This is a genomic window from Nocardia sp. NPDC050793, from assembly GCF_040654065.1.
Classification (GTDB): Bacteria; Actinomycetota; Actinomycetes; order Mycobacteriales; family Mycobacteriaceae; genus Nocardia.
On the sequence record NZ_JBFAHG010000002.1, the window covers coordinates 716,554 to 737,129 of the forward strand.

General features: G+C 68.9%; 21 protein-coding genes and 2 pseudogenes. 10 read left to right on the plus strand and 13 right to left on the minus strand.

Annotated elements, in window-relative coordinates; genetic code table 11:
- Positions 1-48: 48 nt before the first annotated feature.
- The 3 genes and pseudogenes from AB0H50_RS08750 to AB0H50_RS08760 all read right to left on the minus strand — a co-directional run bounded on the left by AB0H50_RS08750 (position 49) and on the right by AB0H50_RS08760 (position 3,421).
- Positions 49-1,236 (minus strand): hypothetical protein, encoded by a 1,188-nt coding sequence (locus tag AB0H50_RS08750; protein ID WP_357448685.1) that lies wholly within the window; start codon positions 1,234-1,236, stop codon positions 49-51.
- A gap of 55 nt (positions 1,237-1,291) precedes the next feature.
- Positions 1,292-2,604, minus strand: a pseudogene (locus AB0H50_RS08755) (deoxyribodipyrimidine photo-lyase).
- Between the two features lie 220 nt (positions 2,605-2,824).
- Positions 2,825-3,421 carry a lipocalin family protein gene (locus AB0H50_RS08760; protein WP_357448687.1) on the minus strand — a complete coding sequence of 199 codons (597 nt, stop codon included), beginning with the start codon at positions 3,419-3,421 and terminating at the stop codon, positions 2,825-2,827.
- A gap of 134 nt (positions 3,422-3,555) precedes the next feature.
- Between AB0H50_RS08760 and AB0H50_RS08765 the strand changes: the two genes are divergently transcribed.
- Entirely contained in the window at positions 3,556-4,392 is an 837-nt protein-coding gene (locus AB0H50_RS08765; protein WP_357448689.1) for a MerR family transcriptional regulator, read from the plus strand.
- A gap of 189 nt (positions 4,393-4,581) precedes the next feature.
- Here AB0H50_RS08765 and AB0H50_RS08770 read toward each other — a convergent pair whose 3' ends face one another.
- The 3 genes from AB0H50_RS08770 to AB0H50_RS08780 all read right to left on the minus strand — a co-directional run bounded on the left by AB0H50_RS08770 (position 4,582) and on the right by AB0H50_RS08780 (position 7,234).
- Positions 4,582-5,934, minus strand: a complete 1,353-nt coding sequence (locus AB0H50_RS08770; protein ID WP_357448691.1) for a TIGR01777 family oxidoreductase — start codon at positions 5,932-5,934, stop codon at positions 4,582-4,584.
- Between the two features lie 37 nt (positions 5,935-5,971).
- Positions 5,972-6,706 (minus strand): YoaK family protein, encoded by a 735-nt coding sequence (locus AB0H50_RS08775; protein WP_357448692.1) that lies wholly within the window; start codon positions 6,704-6,706, stop codon positions 5,972-5,974.
- A gap of 102 nt (positions 6,707-6,808) precedes the next feature.
- A complete protein-coding gene (locus AB0H50_RS08780) occupies positions 6,809-7,234 on the minus strand; it encodes a helix-turn-helix domain-containing protein (protein WP_357448694.1) in 426 nt (141 codons plus the stop codon).
- Between the two features lie 81 nt (positions 7,235-7,315).
- On the opposite strand from AB0H50_RS08780, the gene AB0H50_RS08785 reads away from it, so the two are divergent.
- The 4 genes from AB0H50_RS08785 (at position 7,316) to AB0H50_RS08800 (ending at position 11,610) form a co-directional block, all read left to right on the plus strand.
- Positions 7,316-7,813 carry a pyridoxamine 5'-phosphate oxidase family protein gene (locus AB0H50_RS08785; protein ID WP_357448696.1) on the plus strand — a complete coding sequence of 166 codons (498 nt, stop codon included), beginning with the start codon at positions 7,316-7,318 and terminating at the stop codon, positions 7,811-7,813.
- A 127-nt stretch (positions 7,814-7,940) separates the two neighbouring features.
- Positions 7,941-8,867 (plus strand): acyl-CoA dehydrogenase family protein, encoded by a 927-nt coding sequence (locus tag AB0H50_RS08790; RefSeq protein WP_357448698.1) that lies wholly within the window; start codon positions 7,941-7,943, stop codon positions 8,865-8,867.
- 827 nt (positions 8,868-9,694) lie between these two features.
- Positions 9,695-10,756 (plus strand): ATP-binding cassette domain-containing protein, encoded by a 1,062-nt coding sequence (locus tag AB0H50_RS08795; protein ID WP_357448700.1) that lies wholly within the window; start codon positions 9,695-9,697, stop codon positions 10,754-10,756.
- 35 nt (positions 10,757-10,791) lie between these two features.
- Positions 10,792-11,610: an ABC transporter permease gene (locus AB0H50_RS08800; protein ID WP_357449391.1), complete on the plus strand. Its 819-nt coding sequence runs from the start codon at positions 10,792-10,794 to the stop codon at positions 11,608-11,610.
- 12 nt (positions 11,611-11,622) lie between these two features.
- Here AB0H50_RS08800 and AB0H50_RS08805 read toward each other — a convergent pair whose 3' ends face one another.
- On the minus strand, positions 11,623-11,835 hold the full coding sequence (locus tag AB0H50_RS08805) for a hypothetical protein (RefSeq protein WP_357448702.1): 213 nt from the start codon (positions 11,833-11,835) through the stop codon (positions 11,623-11,625).
- A gap of 118 nt (positions 11,836-11,953) precedes the next feature.
- Between AB0H50_RS08805 and AB0H50_RS08810 the strand changes: the two genes are divergently transcribed.
- Together AB0H50_RS08810 and AB0H50_RS08815 are read left to right on the plus strand one after the other, a co-directional pair.
- The gene (locus tag AB0H50_RS08810; RefSeq protein ID WP_357448704.1) at positions 11,954-12,481 is read left to right on the plus strand and encodes a peptidylprolyl isomerase; all 528 of its coding nucleotides are present in this window, start codon (positions 11,954-11,956) and stop codon (positions 12,479-12,481) included.
- 4 nt (positions 12,482-12,485) lie between these two features.
- Positions 12,486-13,355: a rhomboid family intramembrane serine protease gene (locus tag AB0H50_RS08815; RefSeq protein ID WP_357448706.1), complete on the plus strand. Its 870-nt coding sequence runs from the start codon at positions 12,486-12,488 to the stop codon at positions 13,353-13,355.
- Between the two features lie 42 nt (positions 13,356-13,397).
- On the opposite strand, the pseudogene AB0H50_RS08820 reads toward AB0H50_RS08815, so the two are convergent.
- From AB0H50_RS08820 to crgA, 3 genes and pseudogenes are all read right to left on the minus strand, one after another.
- Positions 13,398-13,553 (minus strand): annotated as a pseudogene (locus tag AB0H50_RS08820) (MFS transporter); the annotation flags it as partial.
- A gap of 68 nt (positions 13,554-13,621) precedes the next feature.
- Positions 13,622-14,080, minus strand: a complete 459-nt coding sequence (locus AB0H50_RS08825) for a PH domain-containing protein (protein ID WP_357448708.1) — start codon at positions 14,078-14,080, stop codon at positions 13,622-13,624.
- Between the two features lie 90 nt (positions 14,081-14,170).
- Positions 14,171-14,434, minus strand: coding sequence for a cell division protein CrgA (gene crgA, locus AB0H50_RS08830; protein WP_357407466.1), 264 nt, complete (start codon positions 14,432-14,434; stop codon positions 14,171-14,173).
- A 213-nt stretch (positions 14,435-14,647) separates the two neighbouring features.
- On the opposite strand from crgA, the gene AB0H50_RS08835 reads away from it, so the two are divergent.
- The 3 genes from AB0H50_RS08835 to AB0H50_RS08845 are packed head-to-tail and all read left to right on the plus strand — an operon-like array spanning position 14,648 to position 16,473.
- Positions 14,648-15,292: an aminodeoxychorismate/anthranilate synthase component II gene (locus AB0H50_RS08835; protein ID WP_357448710.1), complete on the plus strand. Its 645-nt coding sequence runs from the start codon at positions 14,648-14,650 to the stop codon at positions 15,290-15,292.
- Positions 15,289-15,975 (plus strand): RibD family protein, encoded by a 687-nt coding sequence (locus tag AB0H50_RS08840; protein WP_357448712.1) that lies wholly within the window; start codon positions 15,289-15,291, stop codon positions 15,973-15,975. Before AB0H50_RS08835 ends, AB0H50_RS08840 begins: the two co-directional genes overlap by 4 nt.
- A 30-nt stretch (positions 15,976-16,005) precedes the next feature.
- The gene (locus tag AB0H50_RS08845) at positions 16,006-16,473 is read left to right on the plus strand and encodes a deaminase (protein WP_357448714.1); all 468 of its coding nucleotides are present in this window, start codon (positions 16,006-16,008) and stop codon (positions 16,471-16,473) included.
- A 132-nt stretch (positions 16,474-16,605) separates the two neighbouring features.
- Here the strand turns inward: AB0H50_RS08845 and AB0H50_RS08850 are convergent, their stop codons facing one another.
- The 3 genes from AB0H50_RS08850 to AB0H50_RS08860 form a co-directional block, all read right to left on the minus strand.
- Positions 16,606-17,025, minus strand: coding sequence for a CBS domain-containing protein (locus AB0H50_RS08850; RefSeq protein WP_357448716.1), 420 nt, complete (start codon positions 17,023-17,025; stop codon positions 16,606-16,608).
- Between the two features lie 116 nt (positions 17,026-17,141).
- Positions 17,142-19,049 carry a Stk1 family PASTA domain-containing Ser/Thr kinase gene (pknB, locus tag AB0H50_RS08855; protein WP_357448718.1) on the minus strand — a complete coding sequence of 636 codons (1,908 nt, stop codon included), beginning with the start codon at positions 19,047-19,049 and terminating at the stop codon, positions 17,142-17,144.
- Positions 19,046-20,557 carry a protein kinase gene (locus AB0H50_RS08860; RefSeq protein WP_357448720.1) on the minus strand — a complete coding sequence of 504 codons (1,512 nt, stop codon included), beginning with the start codon at positions 20,555-20,557 and terminating at the stop codon, positions 19,046-19,048. The genes pknB and AB0H50_RS08860 overlap by 4 nt, the downstream gene beginning before the upstream one ends.
- Between the last annotated feature and the right edge of the window lie 19 nt (positions 20,558-20,576).

The window sequence follows — 20,576 nt, forward strand, 5'->3', positions numbered from 1 at the left end:
GCATATCGGCGCGTGCTCCCCGTGAGCACGCGCCGATCCCTGTTTCGGCTATAGGTCGACCGCGACGGCGCGCAGGCGCGCCAGGGTGGGCGCGTCGGGCCAGTTTCTTGCCAGGTAGCGGGGCGGGTTCAAGGTGGGCACCGGGGTGAGGTCGGTGACGGCCGCGAGGGTGGCGAAGGGGATGGCGAGGGTTTCGACGATCTCGTCGTTGTCGTCGGTCAGGCAGAGGTCGATGTAGTCGGTTTCCGGGAGCAGCATCTCGACCTCGGCCGCCCAGGGGGCGATGGTGTAGAAACCGTCGTCGCTGGCCGCGAAGTTGACCTCGGAGGGGTAGGCCCGGTCGATGCCGTAAGGCGCGAACCCGTCTTCCTTGTCCAGCGCCTCGATCAGCCCGTCCTGCTGGGCTTGGTACTCGGTGCTGGCCAGGCCGCAGCGCGCCCGGTGGGCGGCGTTCAGCTGCGGGTGCGGGCCCGCCAGGTCGAACGGGACGACCGCGCCGCTCTCGTTGGTGGTGTACGCCTGGGGTGAGAGGCGTCGCACCGCCTCGACGTAGTGCTCTTCGGCGGCGTCGAAGAGGTGCCCGAGGAGTTCTGGTTCGTCCAGCGCGAGGATGAGGCATTCGTCCTCGGGGATGAAAGCGACGGCGCGGCGACCCTGAGCGCCCAGCGAGGCCAGCCAGCCGGGCAGCAACAGCCAGGAGGTCGCGTAGAGATCGCCGTCGTCGACGATGCGGGAGTAGCCGCCCTCCTCGAGTACCAGGGCGGGCACTTTCTCGGCGAGGTTGCCGCGCGCGGTGTCGAACACCTCGTAGGGGGTGATTCCCCAGCCCGCCAGGTGATCGTTCGTGACGAGGACGCGCCTGTCGGGCAGGTCGATCACGATCAGCTCGTCGACGAAGGGAAAGGCGGGCCGCGAGAGCGGCCGAAAGTCGAGCCCGCCGTAAGTGGACGGGCGCAGCGCCGGAAAGAGCATGGAGCGCACGGATTCCCAATCCGCGGGCACCTCGTCGTCGGCGGTCACCGCGGTCAGGAATCGCGTGATGCGCTCCGACCGGTCCTCGGGTGTCATCTCGGCGGTATCGCGGAAGATGTTGTGCAGGTTGATGACCAGGCCGTCCGGCAGTTCGAAGCAGAACTCGCCTGGTTCGTACTTCGCGCCCTCGACGCCGAGGTCATCGAGGTGTCGGCGCACGAGCGCGGCGAACTCGCGCCGCGTCAGCTGTCGTGAATTATCCACTCGGCCAACGTAATCACCTACACCGACAGCCGCAGCACGGCGTGCTCAACGAACCTCACATGCCGACGCAGTCGATGATCGGTGCGGGATAGCCGGCGTCCGCGCGCCACGGCATATGGATCAGCGTGGCATCGAGGTGCGCGAGTTCCGGGATCCAACGGCGGACGTAATCCCCTCGGGGGTCGTAGCGTTTGGCCTGACGCAGCGGGTTGAGTACCCGGTTCGGCCTGGTGTCGGTGCCGTGCCCGCCACCCATTGCCAGTTGAGCTGGTTGTTTGCGAGATCGGCGTCGACGAGCCAGTGCAGAAAATGGTCCGCGCCGACACGCCAGTGCACCCGCAGGGATTTGGTGAGGAAGCTGGCCGCGATCAGTCGCGCGCGGCCTGGCATCCAGCCTTCGGCACGCAGCTGGCGCATCCCGGCGTCGACGATCGGGTAGCCGGTGCGTCCGTCTCGCCAAGCGTTCACCGCCTGCGGATCGTCGCGCCAGCGGATCGGCCGCGCGCGGTAGTCGTGCCAGGCGGCGTCCGGCCGGGCGGCGAGGAGTTGGTGGTGGAAATCGCGCCAGGCCAGCTGCCTGGCGAAGGCGTGCCCGCTCTCGGTCGACATGTCTACGCGGCGCACCACTTCGGTGGGGGACAGGCAGCCGAAGTGCAGGTAGGGTGAAAGCCGGGAGGTGGCATCGGCGGCCAGATCGTCGCTGTGCCGCGCGTATTCGTCGAGCGGGCCGGACAGCCAGTCGCGGAGCAGCTTTCGGCTCGTGGTCTCGCCGCCCACGGTCAGCTGCGGTGATGGTTCGCCCGAGGTCAGCTCGCCGGGAGCGGGCAGGTCGTCGCCGGATATCCGCGGCAGGGTGAGCGCGCGCGGCTTCCCGAGTGGCTTGCGCTGGTGCGCTTCCGTCCAGCGCCGGAAATATGGGGTGAAGACGGCGAAGTGATCGCGGCCGGACGAGGGCTTCAGCAGCTCAGGGTCGGTCGCGGTGACCGTAGCGGCGTGCGTGTTCACGCGACAGCCGCGGCGCCGCAGGCGATCTCGCAACGCTTGTTCGCGCGTGCGGCTGTACCTGCTCACGTCCTCGGCGAGATGCACGCTCGCCGAGCCTGTTTCGGCGACCAGCCGGTCGACCTCGTCCACCACATCGCCGCGGCGCAGCACCAGCGGTCCACCGATGGCGCGCAGTTCGTCGTCGAGTTCGGTGAGTGCGGCGGCGAGGAAGTGGGCGCGGTTGGGCGGGCAGCGATCCGGCACCAGATCGCGGTCGACGACGAACAGCGGAACCACCGCGTCGCCCTCCCGGTGCGCCGCGGTGAGCACCGGGTTGTCGTGCACCCGGAGGTCACGGGTGAACAGCGCCACCATGGTGGTCATCGGTCGGCTCCGCGCCTGCGCCGACGTGCCGCGCTGTGCGCCCGCGTCCCGCGCCGGATGCGGCCAGGAAATCGAATATCGTGCTCAGTGGTTCGGACGCCGCGTGCGTGTGCGATTCGGCAGAGGTGTGGGCCCCATGAGGGACGCGCCGTGCCGGCACGGGCGGCTCTGCCGCACCGGCTCGAACGCGTCCCTCGCAGGGCCCACACCAGATCGAACCTCATGCCGCGCACAGTGGTTCGATCGCGGACAGCCCGCCGGTGGTGGGTGAGGTGAGATACGTACACGGGTCCTGACCCGCCGCGACGATCGCCGCGCGCACGTCCGACCACCCCTGCGGGTCGAGCGCGGGATCGCGGGCGAGAACGAATCCCGAGGTGCGGGTCGGGTTGGTGACGAGGGCCCATGAGTAGTCCGGGCCGAGCGCGGTGACGATGTAGTTCGTCGGCCCGTTCGGCTGCTCCTGGGTCGGCACGCCGGGGAAGCTCACGTGCAACTGGGCGCCCGTTGCTCGATCGTTGATCGTCGCGGTGCCGCGGATCTCGTTGACCGAACCCGTCCACGTGATGCACCGATTGTGCACGGCGATGTCGCCGCGCGGATCGAGCGCGTAGTCGGCCGTGGTGTCGCGGGCGCAGGCCAGATTGAAGTACTGGGGGATCGCGGCGAGCTGACGCCACTGTCCGAGGTAGCGATCGACCTCCAAACTGGGTACCGGGGCGGGCGGTTCGGCCGCCGCCGTTCCGACGGCCGCTGCCGCGGCCACGAGGACGGAAGCGAGACGCACACACCACCGGGCTGTTCGGCGAGAGTCCATGGCAGCTCCTCGGGTCGGCGATACTGGCCATGCTATCAGTCAACGATGCATAAACGATGCAAAAATCGTCAAGAATAGCGCGAATCGAGGCATCCGTGCGGAGCGAGACGGTGCCGACCGGGCAGAATGAGACGATGCCCGCAGGTTCCGTTCCCGCCTCCGACGCGGCCGGATACACGGTGCGCGCGGTGGCGGAGCGTCTCGGTATCCCGACGGCGACGCTGCGCAGCTGGAACCGGCGCTACCAGATCGGGCCCGCGCAGGACCGGCCCGGCCGCCACCGGCTCTACTCCGAAACCGATATCGCGGTGCTGGAGCGCATGCTCACGCTGATCCGTGGTGGCGCAAGCCCGTCCGGCGCCGCCGCTGCCGCGCGCGGACCCGCGCTCGCGCTCGGTGACCGGGACGCGTTGCTCGCCGCCGCATTCGCTTTGGAGACCGGCACGGTCAGCGCGCTGGTGGAATCGCACGTCCGCGCTTACGGCGTCATCGACACCTGGGAACGGTTGTGCCGTCCCGCTTTCGCCGACATCGTCGCGCGGCAGGGTGGCGGCGAGGGCTGCGTTGATGTCGAACATCTGCTGTCCTGGTGCATCGCGGCCGCCATGCAGCGCACGAATCCGCCGGTCGGTCCTGCCAGCGCCGTGCTCGCCTGCACCAGCGGCGAAACGCACGCGCTGCCCCTCGACGTGCTGCGGGCCGCGCTGGCCGAACGCGGTGTCGGCGCGCGGATGCTCGGGCCGGATGTGCCGACCGCGGCGCTGGTCGACGCCCTGGCCAGGCCAGCGGAACCGGCCGCGGTGCTGCTCTGGTCGCAGCGCGAGTCGACGGCGCTGACCTCCGCGATTCGCGCTTGCCTGGCGGCGGGGGCCCAGGTGTTCGCAGGGGGTCCCGGTTGGGATGACGTGATCCTGCCCGATGGTGCCGAGCGAATGGAAGACCTGGAAGAGGCGGTGGATCGGTTGCGCTGAGGGCGGCCGGTCGGGTCTCGATGGTTGAGGCCCGCCCGTCGGTTCAGCACTTACCGGAGGCGGTCGGTCGCGATCTCGACCGTTGCGGCCCGCTCACCGGTTCGGACTTTCCGGAGGTCGCCGGTCGTGGTCTCGATGATCGACGCGCGCCCAGCGGGTCCGGGGAGCGGCGAGCCGGTCCGGCGGAATTCACCGCGGGGTTCGGCCGAGCAGATGACGCAGGGCCGAATCGAGGTCGGCAGTTCGGAACGTGTGGCCCGCGGCGACCAGCCGAGTAGGCAGCGCGCGCTGGTCGGCGGCGGCGAGTTCGCGCGCGCCCTGTCGGCCGAGCAGCAGGGCCGGGCCGAAGTCGGGCACTGGCAGCAGGGCGGGCCGGTGCAACACATGAGCGAGCACCTCGGTGTATTCGCTGTTGCGGACCGGCTGCGGCGCAACGGCATTGATCGCGCCCGCGAGGGATTCGTCCCACAGCGCGCGGTGGTAGACGTCCACCAGGTCGTCCAGCCCGATCCAGGACAGCCATTGACGGCCGTCGCCGATCCGGCCCCCGAGGCCCGCGCTGAACAACGGACGCAACAGTCGCAGGGTGCCGCCGCGCGGAGATTGCACGATACCGGTGCGGACGTGGACCGTCCGGATGCCCGCGTCCTCGGCGGGCCCGGTGGCCGCCTCCCAGTCCGCGACGACTTCGGCGAGGAAACCGTCGCCGCGGCCCGCCTCCTCGGTGAGCGTCTCGTCGCCGCGGTCGTAGCCGTACAAGCCGATGGCGGAGGCGCTGACGAAGGTCGAAATTCCGGATTGCGCGGCGAGTTCGGCCAGCTTGCGCGTCGGTCCGATCCTGCTCTCGCGGATGGCCCGCTTGTGGCCCTCGGTGAACCGTCCTGCGATCGACGCGCCCGCCAGGTGCACCACCGCATCCACCCCGTCGAACAGGGCGGTATCCGGATCGGCGGGGTCCCACTGGCGTTCGTCCGGTGTGCGCGACGGACGACGCACCAAGCGCAGCACGCGGTGATTGCCGGTGCCGAGGAAGGCGCACAGCGCGGTGCCGATCAGGCCGGATGCCCCGGTCACCGCGATGGTCGCCGGGGCGAAGCCACGTTCGGCGGCGCGACGGTGCGCGAGCAGGTCGTCGGCCAGCTGGCGATAGCGGTAGTCGAACATCGGCCGCAGGACGAATTCGGGAATCGGTGTGTCCACCCGGTCGATCACGCGGGTGTGCCGTGCGTCGACCTCCTCGAACTCGTGCACGTGCCGCCAGCGCAGCAGCCGGGCCGCAAGCTCGGAGGCGAGCCCGTCCGCGGCGATTGCGTCGACGAACCGCGACGGTGGCTGGTAACCGCCGGGATCGTGCCTGGCCACCCAGCGCAGCCCGCCGGGCAGGCCGAGCACCGCGCGTCCGTCGGCAAGGGAATCGGCCTCGGCGATCAGGGAGACGGGCTGCCACGGCGGCGCGAGCCTGGTGAAGGCGCCGGGGCGGCCGAACCAGGCGAAGACCTCGGTCCGGGGCGCGGCGACAACGCTCGAGCAGGCGATGGCCATGTCTCGACTGTAGCCGCGAACCGCGCGGATGAAACGTTTATGCGTCGTTTGACTCGCGTCGTTCCTCGATCGGCAGCGGGCCGTGCTTGTCCAGATGCAGGTAGGTGTAGCCGGTGACGAGGGTGCACACCACCGTCGCGGTGATCAGCATCGCCCAGCCCGCGACAATCAAGCTCAGCAGACCGCCGAGCAGAGCGCCGAGCCCGAAGGACAGATACAGCAGGAAGTAGCCGAGCCAGTCGGCGTAATCGCCGCCGCTGATGTGGCGTTCGATGCCCTGGCCCAGTTTCACCAGCGTCCCGGTGACGTAGCTGAGCGGCACCGAGACCTCACCGTTCTTGACGAACGAGGTGTTCAGCGCGCCGACGCCGAAGGCGACGAACAGGATGGGGATGAAATCGATCCGGGTCGTATCCGCCACGAAGTCGACGCCCAGATCGATGACGGTGGCCAATGCCAGGCACACGGTGGTGAGCAGGGTCGGCCCGTGTGGATGACCCGACCAGTAACGCCTGCGGCACCACGAGGCGACGACCACGCCGGACGTGAACGAGGTCAGTAGCAGTGCGGCCGCGACCGCAACGTCGCCCTCGTCGTGGAAGGCGCCGAGAACGGCCCGCTCGGTGTTGCCGGTCATGAAGGTGACGAAATAGCCGGCGGTGTGCATGAAGGCCGCCGCGCCGATCAGACCGGCCAGCGCTGCGAGCACCCACGAGATGCGCGCCTCGGCGTCGAAGAGTTCCTTTCTGCGGTCCTCGTCCGGCTGTTTCACAGGTCAGATTCCTCCCGAGGCGGATACGACCCCTCAGTGATACCCGCGCGCCCTGAGAATCCCCTGACCAAAGCCTGGGTGTGTCCGGATGTTTGCTCGAGCTCACACCGGCGCGGTGGCGGCCGCGTCGTAGGCGGTGCGCGCCTCGGCGATCTCGCGCTGATGGTCCTCGGTCCAGGTGACCAGCGCCTGGATGGTTTCGTGCAGGCTGCCGCCGAGCGGGGTCAGTTCGTAGTCGACCCGCGGCGGCACGACGGGATACACCGTGCGCCGTACCAGTCCGTCGCGCTCGAGGTGGCGCAAGGTGCGGGTGAGCATGCGCTGGCTGACGCCGTCGATCTCGCGGCGCAGTTCGGTGAACCGCATGGTGCGTCCCGCGAGCAGGGCGATCGTCAGCAGCGACCACTTGTCGGCGATGCGGTCGAGGATCTGGCGCACATCGCAGTCCTCGCGGGTGTCCCACTGCCGCGCGGTGTAGTCCTCGGTATCCACGCAGTAACCGAGGGACTCAGAAGTGCCGTCTTCCATAGCCCTCAATGGTGTCCGATGATGCCCATGGTTACAAGAAGTAACCGACAGTCGAATCGGGAACCGAGGGAGGACTTCGGCATGACGCACAGGGTCGACGATTTCGCCGAGATCGAGGCGGAGTTCAACGCGTACGTCGGGCGCATCGTGTACGCCACGATGGTGACCGTCGACAGCAAGAACCGCCCGCGCACCCGGGTGCTCATCCCGGTCTGGGAGCGGGTCGACGGCGTCCCGCTCGGGTGGCTGGCCACCTACAAGACACCGGTCAAGGCCGCGCACATCGCGCGGAATCCGCACGTCAACTTCTCCTACTGGGCGCGCGGGAACGATTCCGTGGCTGTCGACGCGACCGCCGAATGGGCAAATGATCTTCCGACGCGCCAACACGTCTGGGACCTGTACGCGCAGACCAGCCCGCCGGGCGCGGGCTACCACCTCGGCCAGTTCTGGCGTGCGCCCGACGACCCGCAGCTGCACATCATGCGGTTGGATCCGTGGCGCATCCAGGTCATTCGTGGCGCGGATCTGCGCAGCCGGATCTGGCAGCCGGCCGCCGTGGTGGCCCGGACCGGCTAGGGGAGCCAATCCCGTGTGGATTGCCGTCTCGGCCTAGCACGGAGGGTGCCGCCGATGGCTTCGCTCCGGTGCTGCGAGAACGTCGACAGAGTCCGTCCAGGGGTCTGGGGCGGGTTAGCGTGCAGGAGTGGACTCTGTGCTCGACTATCTGCTGACCGAACCGCCAGGCGATCCGATCGACACCGTGACGGCCGCCTGGGCGCGGCATCGCGCGGTCGCGGCCCGTTTCTCCGCGCCCGTGGACGCCGCCGTCGCGGGCGGTTTCGCGGCCGACCGGCTCGGCTTCGCGTTCCTCTCCGGCTATCAAGAGGCGCTGCGCACGCTGTTGCCCGAGCTTCCCGCCGAGGACGCCGTCGCGGTCTCGGCGACCGAGGCGGGCGGCGCGCATCCCTCGTCCATCCGGACCGTGCTGACCGAGCGTGACGGCGCCGCGACGGTCAGCGGCACCAAGGCCTTCACCACGCTGGGCAGTCTGGCGCGCAGGCTCGTGGTGATCGCCAGTGCGGGCGCCGCGCCCGACGGTCGCAATATGCTGCGGGCCGCGCTGGTCGAGACCTCGGCCCCGGGGGTCGCAGTGACGGATCTGCCCGCTGCGCCCTTTGCGCCGGAGATCCCGCACGCGACCGTCACCTTCACCGACGCGCCCGCCATCCTGCTGCCCGGTGACGGCTACATCGATTTCCTCAAGCCGTTCCGCACCATCGAGGACGTGCACGTGCTCGCCGCCGCGCTCGGCTGGCTGGTGCGGGTGGCGCGAGAGTCGTCCTGGCCGCGCCAGGTGCTCGAGCGACTGCTCGCGTTGGTGGCCGCGGTGCGCGGACTGGATCTAGACCGGCCCGCGTCGCCCGGTGTGCACATCGCGCTCGGGGGCGTCTTCGCGGAATTCGGCCGCGTGGTGGACGAACTCGCGCCGCTCTGGGAGGCCGCCGATCCGGTCGCCCGGGAACGCTGGGAGCGGGACCGCCCGCTGTTCGGCACCGCGGGAAGGGTGCGGGCGCAGCGGCTGGCAACCGCCTGGCGTGCGGTCGGTTACGACGCGGAAACCGCTGTTTGAAGGAGAAGATCGGACCCGCGAAAAAGGTCCGGAAATAGGGAGCGGGCCTCGGCGAAGGGGGGGAGTTAGCCGAGGCCCGCGTTAGGTCGGCCCGGGGGGGAGGGGCCGACGTGAATGATCCTACGCGAAGATTGGTGATTGTGTGCGCATGGGGGTGGCCACTTTCCAAGATTTTCGGTTGGGCGACACGCACTGTGGTTGCTCGTTCGCGGCGGCGGACCGCAGGCGTGGCTGTCGTGCGGCGCGGTGATGACCTGGTGCTTGTCAAAGATGTTGCGGTGCAGCCCATTCCATTCGGCGTCGAGAACGGCGATCCGAAAAGCGGTTCCGACCGGAAACGTTCCATCTGGTCGCTGTGTGGCGCGTATCCCTTCCCGACGGCGCGAGCGGGCTTGATTCTGCCGGGTTTGTCGCGTGTCGCATCGGTCTGGGCATGTCGGGCAGCGCCCGGAATGTGTCGTACCCGGGTGCGAGCATGTGGCGGTGATCACCGGGGTCGGTTCGGACGGCGGCACTGCGCGTTGCGCGGGCCGGCGTGAGTACCGCCTGCGCGGGAAACGGGTAGTCGGCTACCCACGACCCGAGTGGCAGTTGGGCGGGACTATCGAACCGGTCGCATTCCGTTCCGGTACCCCCGAGCACCGCCTGGAACGGGATGCGACCTTTTGCTGTCCCCTTCGGGACAAATGGGGTGCGTACGACGGAAGTCGGGACAATACTGACCCCCGTATCGGTCGCTCGACCGACCCAGTGAGAACGCCACGGCGCCGAGATGAGGGGCGCCGGAGGAAATTCGACATCGAGAATTCACGAAAATCAGGAGAGTCATGCCCGACGCAATAGTCGCCGAGGGTCTGGTCAAACGCTACGGCAGGCTGGTCGCCCTCGACGGACTCGATCTGACGGTGCCCGAAGGCACCGTCACAGCGCTGCTCGGCCCCAACGGCGCAGGCAAGACCACCACGGTCCGGGTGCTCACCACCCTGCTGGTCCCCGACGAGGGACGGGCCACCGTCGCGGGCATCGATGTCCTGCGACACCCGCAGGCTCTGCGGTCCAAGATCGGCGCGTCGGGCCAGTACGCCGCCGTCGACGAATACCTCACCGGTTTCGAGAACCTCGAGATGGTGGGCAGGCTGTATCACATGGGCGTGCAGCGCAGTAAGAAGCGCGCCCGCGAACTGCTGGAACGCTTCCGGCTCAGCGACGCGGCGGATCGGCCGGTGCGCGGTTACTCCGGCGGTATGCGCCGCAGGCTCGACCTGGCGGGCGCGCTGGTGGCCAACCCGCCGGTCCTGTTCCTGGACGAACCGACCACCGGCCTCGACCCGAGAGCCAGGCTCGACCTCTGGGACGTCATCGAGGAGCTGGTCGCGGGCGGCACCACGCTGCTGCTCACCACCCAGTACATGGAGGAGGCCGACCGGCTCGCGGATTCGATCGCGGTGATCGACCACGGCAAGGTCATCGCGCGCGGCACCGCCGACGAACTGAAGACCATGGTCGGCGGCGATCGCATCGAGCTCACCGTCGACCGCGTCGACAAGCTAGCCGTCGCGCGCCAGGCGTTGCAGGGCCTCGCCGACGGGGAGATCCACCTCGAGCCCGGCCTGCGCAGGATCACGGTGCCGGTCAGCAACGGCTCACAGGCGCTGGCCGACGCGATCGGCCTGCTCGCCGAAAGCGACGTGCAGGTCCACGATGTCGGTCTCCGCAGGCCGTCGCTGGACGACGTGTTCCTGACGCTCACCGGGCACGAGGCCGAGGAGCGTGTCGGCGGAGATGCGCCGGACAAGCGCGCGGGGAGTGCCGAGGCGAACGGCTCCGGCGGGGCGAAAGCCGCTGAACGACTCGAGAAGCTCGAGAAGACGGAAGGAAAGGTCCGATGACCGCGGCGACGACGACACTGGAGGTCCCGCAGCGGATGGGCCTCGGCGAACGCCTCTCCATCGTGGTCAGCGACAGCGTGACGATCGCCAAGCGCAACGTCATCAAGATCAAGCGCGTACCCGACGTGCTCATCTTCTCGACGCTGTCGCCGATCATGTTCGTGCTGCTCTTCGCATACGTCTTCGGCAATGCGATCCAGGTGCCCGGCATGGAAGGCGGCTACCGCGAATTCCTGATCGCGGGCATCTTCGCCCAGACGGTGGTGTTCGGCTCCTCGTTCACCGGCGCCGGGCTCGCCGAGGACATGCAGAAGGGCATCATCGACCGGTTCCGCTCGCTGCCGATGGCGCCCTCGGCGGTGCTGGTCGGCCGGACCGTCAGCGATGTCGTGATCAACGTGGTCAGCCTGGTGGTGATGTCGCTGACGGGTCTGCTCGTCGGCTGGCGAATCCGCGGCTCCTTCCTCGACGCGGTGCTCGCCTACGTTCTGCTGCTGCTGTTCGCCTACGCGGTGTCCTGGATCATGGCCGTCGTCGGTCTGCTGGTCCGCGCGCCCGAGGTGTTCAACAACGCCAGCTTCATGGTCATGTTCCCGCTCACCTTCCTGGCCAACACCTTCGTGCCGATGGAAAACCTGCCGACCGTGCTGAAGGTGTTCGCCGAATGGAACCCGGTCTCCGCGCTGACGCAAGCGACCCGCGAGCTGTTCGGCAACACCAGCCCGATGGTGCCGGTCTCGGACGCCTGGTCGATGCAGCACCCGGTGGCGACCACGCTGATCTGGATCGTCGTGATCCTGGCGGCGTTCGTGCCGATGGCGCTGCGCCAGTACAAGCGCACCGTCAGCCGCTGATCGAAGCCCCGCTCAGCGGTCGTTCTCCACGCCGGCTCCCGCCACGGGGGCCGGCGCGGAACCGTTCCTGGAGTAGCCGATGCGCGGCGGCTCCGGCGCCGGTTCCGGCGGCAGCGGTCGCTTGCTGCGGACCAGCCAGGCCACACCGCCCGCCAGCGCGGCGAGGGCACCGGCGATCAGCCGGTTACGAGAACGTGCGGATACGTGGAAACGCCCCAAGCTCATTCGACCACTCTGGCACAGCTATGTGAACCGCGCAGTAACTACCGACCGGTCTCGACGCGCCGCAGGTCCGGCGGGCGGTGCGCCGAATCGGGACCGCGCGATCGCTAGCATGGCGGGCGTGACCTCTTCGATCCAGACCGCCGGGGTGACGCTCTACACGACTCACGGCGATATCAGGCTCGCGCTCTTCGGCTACCACGCACCGAAGACGGTGCGGAACTTCCTCGGGCTGATCGACGGCTCGGCGGCGTACACCACCGAGAACGCGAGCGGGGGCACCTCGGGCCCGTTCTACGACGGCACCGCGTTCCACCGCGTGATCGACGGCTTCATGATCCAAGGTGGCGATCCCGGCGACACCGGAAGGGGCGGGCCCGGCTACGACATCTCCGCCGAATTCCATCCCGAGCTGCGCTTCGATCGCGGCTACCTGCTGGCCATGGCGAACGTCGGAGCCCGTACCAGCGGCTCGCAATTCTTCATCACGGTGAGCCCGCAGCCGCACTTGAACCGCAAGTTCACGATCTTTGGCGAGGTCGTCGACCCGGATTCGCGCAAGGTCGTCGACGCTATCGCGGCGACGCCGACCGATCGCAACGACCGCCCCAAAGAGCCCGTCCGCATCTCCAGCATCACGGTTGATTGAACCAATGAACGCCCAGCCGCCCGCAACGACATGTGTCCGTCACCCGAACCGGCCGACCGGCCTGGCGTGCACCCGCTGCGGGCGGCCCGCTTGTCCGGAGTGCCTGCGCCCCGCGGCGGTCGGGCAGCACTGTGTCGATTGCGTACGAGAGGCGGGCAGCCAGGTGCGGCCGATCCGCACGGTCGCTGGAGCCCCGGTCGCCGCCTCGGCGACTCCCGTGGTGACCTACGGGCTGATCGCGTTGAACGTGCTCATCTACGGAATCACCGCGGCGCAGGCGGGCAGCCTCGCCGACAACTACCGGTCCGAACTGTTCCTGCGCTGGGCGATGGTTCCGCGGCTCGTGGCCGACGGCGACTGGTTCCGGGTGATCGGCTCCGGCTTCCTGCACTGGGGGCCGTTGCACCTGGCGCTCAATATGTTCGCGCTCTACATCGTCGGGATCCAGCTGGAGCCGTTCCTCGGGCGCGCCAGGATGCTGGCCATCTATCTGGTCGCGCTGATCGGCGGTTCGGCCGGCGGCATGCTGCTGGAGCCTGCGAACACCATCGGGGCGGGAGCCTCGGGCGCGGTCTACGGCATGTTCGGCGCGGTCGCGGTGCTGCTCATCCGGCTGCGCATGAACGCAACACAGATCCTGGTGATCATCGCGATCAACGTGCTGCTCAGCCTCTCACTGAGCGGGGTCTCACTGTGGGTGCATCTGGGCGGACTCGTCGCGGGCACGCTCGCGACCATCGGGGTGCTGTTCCTGCCGGAGTGGGTACACGCGAAGAGTCGAGAGACGGCTCGCACCATCGGCTTGGTCGCGATCGCCGGCGTCGGGGTGGTCTCGGTCGCGCTCATCGGCCTCGGCGCGGCGCTAGTGTCCTGAACCGCGTTTCGGCTCGCTTCACGTGAAACATACGCACCAGCACCGCGGGTCGACACGATCGGTCAGCCGCCCAGAGGCGATGGTGTCCGCCACGTCCAACACCCCGACCAATGCGAGCAGCCCGGCCGCCGTTGTCGGCGGCATCCCGTGATCGCGGGCCGCGCCGACGAAATGGGTGCCGACCAGGCCGTTGGCGGTGATCGCCGGGAATTCCGCCGATCGAAAAGCTTGGCGGCGCAGGTCGACCGAGGTTGCGGTGATCGCCCCTAGCGCAGGTAAGCGATCCGGTGGGCGACGAGCGCTTCGAAGACGGTCTCCGGCGAGGTGCCGAGATCCCAGCGGCCGAAGATCAACAGCCGCTCCTCGCCCTCGTGCCTGACGTCGATCTCGAGCATCGGCGACTTGCGGCCGAGGCGGCGGTAGCTCACCACCCGCGCCTTGATGATCTGGTCGGGCCGGTACTCAGCCGGGCCGAGCAGACCGCGCACCACAAGGCGAGGTTCGTCGCCGGTGCGGATCGACAATCGCGGTCGCTGCCGGAAACCCAGGCCGGCCAGGGCGAGCAGGCCCGCCGCGGCCAGGCCGATGAGCAGGCGGCTCGCGGCATCCGCGGCGACGATCGCCGCACCGGCCAGGATCACGCCGCCGACCGCCACCGCGACGAGCGCGGGGGTTGGCGTGGCCCAGGCGAGACGCGGTTCCACAGCGGGGGATTCAGGGTTCACGCGGCACTCTCCCCAATCGTTCCTCGAGTTGTCCACAGGGTCATCCACAGGTGTGCATGAATGACACGTCTGTAATCCCGGAGGAGGCGGTCAGCGCCACCGCATGGTCATGATCAGTCCGACGACCATGAGCCCGAAGCCGATCAGGAAGTTCCAGGCGTTGAGGTCGTTCATCCAGCTGATCTGCTCGGCGGCCAGGTAGTAGACCAGCAGCCAGACCAGCCCGGCCAGCATGAAGCCGAGCATGATCGCGACGTACCAGACCGGCGAGGGCCCCGCCTTCACCTTCACCGGGATCCGGCTGGCGGGGTTGATCGTGTAGTCGGTCTTCTTGCGGACCTTCGACTTGGGCATGACGTCCTCGTATTCGGCGTGCAGGTCGGTACCGGGGGCTGATTCAGTTCTCAGTGTGTTCCTCGACCGCACCGAGCTCGGTCGCCCGGCCGCCGTTCCGGCGACAGCGCGGACGGCCCGGGCGAGGCTCGGACGCCCTCCGGTGTTCCTCCTAGGCTATCCCAACTGGTAATGGATGCGACGGCCTGCCGTATCGCCACGTAATCTCGAACCATGCGTGTTCTGGTCGTCGACAACTACGACAGCTTCGTGTTCAACCTGGTGCAGTACCTGGGCCAGCTGGGAGCCGACGCGGTCGTCTGGCGCAACGACGATCCGCAGCTCTCCGATGTGGACGCCGCGATCGCCGGTTACGACGGCATCCTCATCAGCCCCGGCCCCGGCACCCCCGACCGGGCGGGCGCCAGCATCGACCTGGTGCACGCCTGTGCCCGCAGCAACACCCCGCTGCTCGGCGTCTGCCTCGGCCACCAGGCGATCGGCGAGGCGTTCGGCGCGACCGTCACCCGTGCGCCGGAACTGCTGCACGGCAAGACCAGCTCGGTGTTCCACATCGGCACCGGCGTGCTCGCGGGCCTGCCCGACCCGTTCACCGCGACCAGGTACCACTCGCTCACCGTGCTCGAGGACACCCTGCCCGAGGACATCGAGGTGCTCGGCCGCACCGAATCCGGGATCGTGATGGCCATGCGGCACCGCACCCTGCCGATCCACGGCGTGCAGTTCCACCCCGAATCGGTGCTCACCCAGGGCGGGCACCGGATGCTGGCGAACTGGCTGGAGGTCTGCGGCGAGCGGCCCGCCGAGGGTCTGGTCGAGATGCTCGAGGCGGAGGTCGCGGCACTGGTGCTGCAGTGACCAGGCCGTATGTGCTGCTGTCGGTCGCGGTCAGCCTGGACGGCTACATCGACGACGCCGGTTCCGATCGGCTGCTGCTCTCGGACGCGGCGGATTTCGATCGCGTCGATCGGGTGCGCGCCGAATCCGACGCGATCCTGGTAGGCGCCGAGACTCTGCGCCGCGACAATCCTCGGCTGCTGGTGAACAGTGCCGAGCGCCGCGCCGCACGGACAGCGCAGGGCAAGCCCGAGTTTCCGCTCAAGGTCACGGTCACCGCGCGCGGCGACCTGGACCGGGAGCTGAACTTCTGGCACCACGGCGGGGCGAAGCTCGTCTACACCACCGATTCCGGCGCGGCCAGGCTGGCCGGCCGGCTCGCGGGCATCGCCGAGGTGGTCACGCTCGGCCCGGAGATCGACTTCGGTGCGCTGCTGGACGATCTCGGCGGGCGTGGCGTCGGACGCTTGATGGTCGAGGGCGGTACCGGAATGCACACGGCGTTCCTCGCCGCCGACCTGGCCGACGAACTGCACCTGGCCGTCGCGCCGATCGTGGTGGGTGATTCGGCCGCTCCGCGTTTTCTGGGTCCGGCCGACTTTCCCGGCGGGCCCACCCGGCGCAGGCGGCTCAGCGGGGTCGAACAGGTCGGCGACATGGCGGTGCTGCGCTACCTGCTGCGGCCCGAGGACGTCGATTCGTGAACCACCCGACCGATCGTGGAGGTGCTGCGTATGCCCGCCGAGCACGGTGACCGGACCGACGAGTTCTTCATGCGCAGAGCCATCGAGCTGGCGCGGCAGTGCCCGCCGAGCGACACCGCGTTCTCGGTCGGCGCGGTCATCGTGGCCGACGGCGCCGAAATCGCCACGGGATATTCGCGCGAGACCGACGAGAAGGTGCACGCCGAGGAAGCCGCGCTGAACAAACTGCCCGCCGACGATCCGCGATTGGCGAGAGCGACGATCTACAGCACCCTCGAACCGTGTTCCCAGCGCGCGACCGCGACCAGGCCGCCGTGCACCGATCGAATCCTGCGGGCCGGGATCCCGCGCGTGGTGATCGCTTGGCGCGAGCCGACGACGTTCGTGGTGAACTGCGTGGGTGTGGAGAAACTGCGGCAGCACGGCCTCGAGGTGATCGAATTGCCCGGCCTCGCCGACGAGGCCATGTCGATGAACCGGCACCTGGACCTGTCGTAGCAGCATGCCACCGTGCCGTCGGCGGAACGGTTCCGCGCGGCGGCCGGGTATGGAGGAACGTAACTGGCCTGCGATACCGGGTCCGCCCGTCGCCCGGGAGTCTGCGGCTCCGGACGACGGGTCGTTACGCGATCACGGCCTGCCGTAGACCGCCGTCACGAACTCGCTGAGCTGGTTGTCGTCGAGGTGCCTGGCCAGATCGGACTCGCTGATCATGCCGACCAGCCGCTTGTTCTCGATCACCGGCATGCGCTTGATGCGATGGCTCTCCATCTTCTCGAGCACTTCCTCGACGTCGGCGTCGGCCGAGACCCAGCGCGGGGTCGCCTCACACAGTTCGGCCGCGCGGGTGTTGGCCGGTGCGCGGCCCTGGGCCACGCATTTCACCACGATGTCGCGGTCGGTGATGATGCCGCACATCCGTTCGTTCTCGTCCGCGATGACGAGGGAACCGACGCCGAGCTCGGCCATGATGCGCGCCGCCTTGCCGACCGTCTCATCCCTGGATATCCACTGAGCGCCGGGCTTCATGATGTCCCTGGCAGTGGTCATGGGGCTGCCTCCTGTTCCATGCTGATTGCTGGTTCGGATGGAGCAGCCCCATTCTCGCGCCGATCACACCGACCGGTCGCGAATTTCGGATAACGATCGGGCCGGGCGAATCCGGATCACGGCGGACCGAGCACCCCGGTGGTGATGGTGATCGTGCTGGACTTGGAGATCGACGAACCCGGCGACGGCTGCTGGCTGACGATCCGCCCGACGCTGCCCGCGTCGAAGGTGCCGGTGGTGTTCTGGTTGATCTGGCTGGTGCTGCCGGTCCAGCCGCTCTGGCGCAGCTTCTCCACCGCCTGCGACGGCGTGAGACCGACCAGGGCCGGCATGGCGATCTGATCGCCGCTGGAAACTTGGACGGTTACCGTCGAACCCTTGTCGGCGTTGGTGCCGCCCGCCGGGCTGGTCGCGATGACCTCGCCCTTCGGCTTCGAGGACTGCACCTCTTCGATAACGATCTTGAAACCGGCGCTGTCCACCAGGTTCGGCTGGGCGACGCTGATGTCCTGCCCGACCAGGCTCGGCACCCTGACCTTCTCCGGCCCCTTGCCGAGCCAGACCACGATCGCCTGGTCGACGTCGACCCGTGCGCCCGCGGAGGGCTCGGTGCCGATCACCTTGTCCAGCTCCTGTGCGCTCGACTCCTTGCGCACCACGCTCGGGTCCATCCGCAGGCCGACGGAGTTGAGCTCCTGCTCGGCCTGCTGCACGGTCAGCCCGTCCAGCCGAGGCACCTGCACCTGCTTGGGCCCGCTGGAGACCTGCACGGTGACCGTGCTGCCCTCGTCGATGCGGGAACCGCCGAGCGGCTGGGTCGAGATGACGTTACCGTTGGCGACCTTGCTGTCCGGCTTCTGCTGGATGGCCACCGTGAAGCCGAGTTTCTGCAACGCGTCCTGCGCCTGCACCAGCGATTTGTTCGACAGGTCGGGCACCGCCACCTGATCCGGCTTGCTTCCCGGACCGATCAGCACCCAGAACAGCGCGAACACCACGGCGAGCGCGGCGGCCGCGCCGAGCGCGAGATAGGCGGTGCGGCGCGGGCTGCCCGGCTCGGCGGGGTCCTGCTCGGCCGTGTCGTCGTTGCGTTCGACGGTGCGGAAGCTGCGCGGCGGCGGTTCGTTGTTGCCGAGGATGGTGGTGCGGTCCTCGTCGGTCATCACCATCGGCGCGCTCGGCTTCTGGCCGCCGAGCACCCGGATCAGGTCCGCGCGCATCTCGGCGGCGGTCTGGTACCGGTTGGCCGGGTTCTTGCTCATCGCCTTGAGCACCACGGAGTCCAGCTCGCGCGGCACGCCCGAGTACACGTGCGAGGGCAGTCGCGGGTCCTCGCGCACGTGCTGGTAGGCCACCGCGACCGGCGAGTCACCGGTGAAAGGCGGCTCGCCGGTGAGGATCTCGAAGAGCACACAGCCCACCGAGTACACGTCCGAGCGCGCGTCGACGGTCTCGCCGCGGGCTTGCTCCGGCGAAAGGTATTGCGCGGTACCGATAACGGCCGCGGTCTGGGTCATCGGGTTGGAGCTGTCGGCCAGCGCGCGGGCGATGCCGAAGTCCATCACCTTCACCGCGCCTGCGCGGTTGATCATGATGTTGGCCGGCTTCATGTCGCGGTGCACGATCCCGGCCTTGTGGCTGAAATCCAGTGCGGCGCAGACGTCGGCGATGATCTCCATGGCGCGCCGAGGCGGGAGCGGACCCTTGCCGCGCACGATGTCGCGCAGCGTATCGCCGTCGACGTACTCCATCACGATGTACGGCAGCGGACCGCCGTCCACCTCGGCCTCGCCGGTGTCGTAGACCGCGACGATGGCCGGGTGGTTGAGCGCCGCGGCGTTCTGCGCCTCACGCTTGAAGCGCAGGTAGAACGTGGGGTCGCGGGCCAGATCGGCACGCAGCACCTTGATCGCCACATCCCGGCTCAGCCGCAGGTCGCGCGCCTTGTGCACCTCGGACATGCCGCCGAAGCCGATGATCTCGCCCAGCTCGTAGCGGGAAGAGAGATTCTTCGGGGTCGTCATCGTTGTCCTTGTGAAGGAGTAGCGGGCGCGCTGCGAGTGGGGCCGGGGCCATTGGCACCGGGATTCTCCGGAAATGGTAAGTCGAAAGTCGGAAACCACGTGCGGGTCGTGCTCGGACTCGTCGTTTTGGTGGTTTTCGTCGTGCTCGGCGCCGTCGTGGTCGGCGGCGCCGTGGTGGTGGTCGGCTCCGGAGTCGTCGTCGGCGGCTCGGTGGTGGTCGGCTCCGGCTCCTCGGTCGTGGCCACCGGTGGCGGCACGAACCTGGTGGTGGTCGGAGGTGCCGTCGTCGTGGTCGGGATCGGCGGCGGCGCCACCGACGATCCGACCGGATCACGCACCGGGTCCGGGTTGGTGTCTCCGCCGAAAAGTAGCCAGATCACCGCGCCGCCGAGCAGCACCGCGCCGACGCCCAGACCGGCTAGCGCCTTCTGCGTGGTGTTCCACGGCTTCTTGCCCGGCGGCTGGCCGTTCGACGCGCCCGTGTTCATCATGGTCGCGGGCGCGCTGCCCGCGGCGGCTCCGCCGATGGCGGCGGCAGCGGGAGCGCTGTAGCGCACTGTCGCGCCGTCGGCCTGACCGGCGGGCAGGATGACGGTCGGGCCGGGCGGCAGCACCCTGGTGGCGCCGGTCGCGTACGACCCGGCGGCGGAGCCCGCGTTCAACGGCGGCGGCGGACGATGACCCGCGCGCACCGCGGCCACCGCGTCGGCGAACTCGCCGCCGCTGGAGTAGCGCAGGTTCGGGTCCTTGCCGATCGTGATCTCGATGAGTTCGCGCACGTTGGGCGGCAGATCCTCCGGCATCGGCGGCGGATTCTCGCGGACGTGCTTCATCGCCACGGTGATCGCGCCCTCACCGCTGAACGGCCGTTGCCCGGCCAACGCCTCGTAACCGACAACGCCGAGCGAGTACACGTCGCTCGCCGCGGTCGCGTCCTCGCCGACGGCCTGCTCCGGCGCGATGTACTGGGCGGTGCCCATCACCATGCCGGTCTTGGTCACCGGGCTGGCGTCGACCGCCTTGGCGATGCCGAAGTCGGTGATCTTCACCTGACCGGTCGGCGTCACGAGGATGTTCCCCGGCTTGACGTCCCGGTGCACCACGCCCGCGGCATGGGCGACATCGAGCGCGCGGCCGGTCTGCTCGAGCATGTCGAGGCCCTGCTGCACCGAGAGCCTGCCCATGCGGTTGAGCACCGTGTTGAGCGGCTCGCCCTGCACCAACTCCATGACCAGGTAGGCGGTCTCGCCCGCGCTCGGGTCGTAGGTCTCGCCGTAGTCGTAGATGCCCGCGATCCCGGAGTGGTTGAGCTGCGCGGTGGTCCTGGCCTCCGTGCGGAACCGGTGCCGGAAGGTGGGGTCGGCGGAGAACTCCGCCTTCAGCACCTTCACCGCGACCCGGCGGTCCAGACGGGTGTCCAGCGCCTCCCACACCTGACCCATGCCGCCGGTGGCGATCAGACGGTGCAGGCGGTAGCGATCGGCGATCATCGCGCCGTTGTTCAGCATCGGGGCCCCCGAACTTCAA

Coding starts and splice junctions, on each gene's coding strand:
- AB0H50_RS08860 (WP_357448720.1), bottom strand. CDS start 20,557: ATGCTGAACAACGGCGCGATGATCGCCGATCGCTACCGCCTGCACCGT.
- AB0H50_RS08795 (WP_357448700.1), top strand. CDS start 9,695: ATGCCCGACGCAATAGTCGCCGAGGGTCTGGTCAAACGCTACGGCAGG.
- pknB (WP_357448718.1), bottom strand. CDS start 19,049: ATGACGACCCCGAAGAATCTCTCTTCCCGCTACGAGCTGGGCGAGATC.
- AB0H50_RS08785 (WP_357448696.1), top strand. CDS start 7,316: ATGACGCACAGGGTCGACGATTTCGCCGAGATCGAGGCGGAGTTCAAC.
- AB0H50_RS08780 (WP_357448694.1), bottom strand. CDS start 7,234: ATGGAAGACGGCACTTCTGAGTCCCTCGGTTACTGCGTGGATACCGAG.
- AB0H50_RS08765 (WP_357448689.1), top strand. CDS start 3,556: ATGCCCGCAGGTTCCGTTCCCGCCTCCGACGCGGCCGGATACACGGTG.
- AB0H50_RS08815 (WP_357448706.1), top strand. CDS start 12,486: ATGAACGCCCAGCCGCCCGCAACGACATGTGTCCGTCACCCGAACCGG.
- AB0H50_RS08770 (WP_357448691.1), bottom strand. CDS start 5,934: ATGGCCATCGCCTGCTCGAGCGTTGTCGCCGCGCCCCGGACCGAGGTC.
- AB0H50_RS08760 (WP_357448687.1), bottom strand. CDS start 3,421: ATGGACTCTCGCCGAACAGCCCGGTGGTGTGTGCGTCTCGCTTCCGTC.
- AB0H50_RS08845 (WP_357448714.1), top strand. CDS start 16,006: ATGCCCGCCGAGCACGGTGACCGGACCGACGAGTTCTTCATGCGCAGA.
- crgA (WP_357407466.1), bottom strand. CDS start 14,434: ATGCCCAAGTCGAAGGTCCGCAAGAAGACCGACTACACGATCAACCCC.
- AB0H50_RS08850 (WP_357448716.1), bottom strand. CDS start 17,025: ATGACCACTGCCAGGGACATCATGAAGCCCGGCGCTCAGTGGATATCC.
- AB0H50_RS08805 (WP_357448702.1), bottom strand. CDS start 11,835: ATGAGCTTGGGGCGTTTCCACGTATCCGCACGTTCTCGTAACCGGCTG.
- AB0H50_RS08835 (WP_357448710.1), top strand. CDS start 14,648: ATGCGTGTTCTGGTCGTCGACAACTACGACAGCTTCGTGTTCAACCTG.
- AB0H50_RS08800 (WP_357449391.1), top strand. CDS start 10,792: ATGGGCCTCGGCGAACGCCTCTCCATCGTGGTCAGCGACAGCGTGACG.